This window comes from Roseateles violae (genome assembly GCF_030410485.1).
Lineage (GTDB): Bacteria > Pseudomonadota > Gammaproteobacteria > Burkholderiales > Burkholderiaceae_C > Roseateles_D > Roseateles_D violae.
Genome location: NZ_JAUHHC010000015.1, coordinates 1 through 1,307 on the forward strand (window position 1 = coordinate 1; position 1,307 = coordinate 1,307).

A 1,307-nucleotide genomic window follows, 5' to 3' on the forward strand; every position below is an offset into this window, starting at 1 on the left:
TTGAATCGCCCCGGTTTCCGCGGAGGCCAGTTGGTTTAAGTCAGGCGGTCGCGGCCTGACCAGCGCGTTGACGATGGTAATTGGCTTCGAACTCCGCAGGCGGGACGTGACCCAGTGGCCCCATCAGACGGTGATGGTTGAACCACGCAACCCATTCCAGCGTCGCGAGTTCCACCGCCTGTTTGGTCATCCACGGCCCGCGCCGGTGAATGACCTCGGCCTTGTAGAGGCCGTTGATCGTCTCGGCCAGCGCGTTGTCGTAGCTGTCGCCCTTGGAACCCACTGAGGGCTCGATGCCGGCCTCAGCCAGCCGCTCGCTGTAGCGAATCGACAGGTATTGCGATCCTCGGTCGGAGTGATGCACAAGGCCATCGGACGGCTTGCGGTCGTACAGCGCCTGCTCCAGTGCGTCGAGCACGAACTCGGTGTGCATCGAGCTGCTCTGGCGCCAGCCCACGATGCGCCGGCTGAACACGTCCACCACGAACGCCACGTAGACCCAGCCCTGCCAGGTCGAGACATAGGTGAAGTCCGAGACCCAGAGCTGGTTCGGCCGCTCCGCACGGAACTGCCGATTGACCCGGTCCAGCGGGCATGGCACCTTGGGTCAGGAATGGTTGTCCGCACCGCCTTGCCTCGGCGCACACCCTGCAGCCCGAGTTGGCGCATCAGCCGCTCGACGGTGCAGCGCGCCACCGCCACGCCTTCGCGGTTGAGCTGGCGCCAGACCTTCTCGGCGCCGTAGACCTGATGGTTTGCCTGCCAGACGCGCTGCACCTGTGGCAGCAACTGCGCATCGCGTTGGGCTCGCAAAGAGCGCAAGGCCGGGCTGCGCTGGCATGCAGCGTGGCGCCAGTACGCCGATGGGGCAATCTGCAAGACGCGGCAGATCGACTCGCCCCCAAACTGCTGGCGATGCTGGTCGATGAACGTCTTCAGGACTTGATGCGGCGGTCGAGCTCCGCCTGGGCGAAAAACGCGCTGGCCAGCTTCAGAATCTCGTTGGCCTTGCGCAGTTCGCGGTTCTCCCGCTCCAGTTCCTTGATGCGCTGGGCCTCTGCTGTGGAGACGCCGTCGCGCTGGCCGGAATCGACCTCGTGCTGCTTCACCCAAGTGTGCAAGGTCTGCGGAACGCAGCCGATCTTGTCGGCGATGGATTCGATGGCGGCCCACTGCGACGGATGCTCCGCACGGTGCTCTTGCACCATGCGCACGGCGCGCTCACGAACCTCGGGCGAAAACTTCGGGGACTTCTTCATGGCTCCATTCTCTACAGTTGGAGCCTCCTCGAAACCCGGGGCGATTCA

General features: G+C 64.6%; 1 pseudogene and 1 other annotated feature. The pseudogene reads right to left on the minus strand.

What is annotated here, in order from left to right:
* Positions 1-40 precede the first annotated feature (40 nt).
* Positions 41-1,259, minus strand: a pseudogene (locus QWJ38_RS23950) (IS3 family transposase).
* Positions 865-981: a sequence feature (AL1L pseudoknot), on the minus strand. Its footprint overlaps the pseudogene before it by 117 nt.
* Positions 1,260-1,307 lie beyond the last annotated feature (48 nt).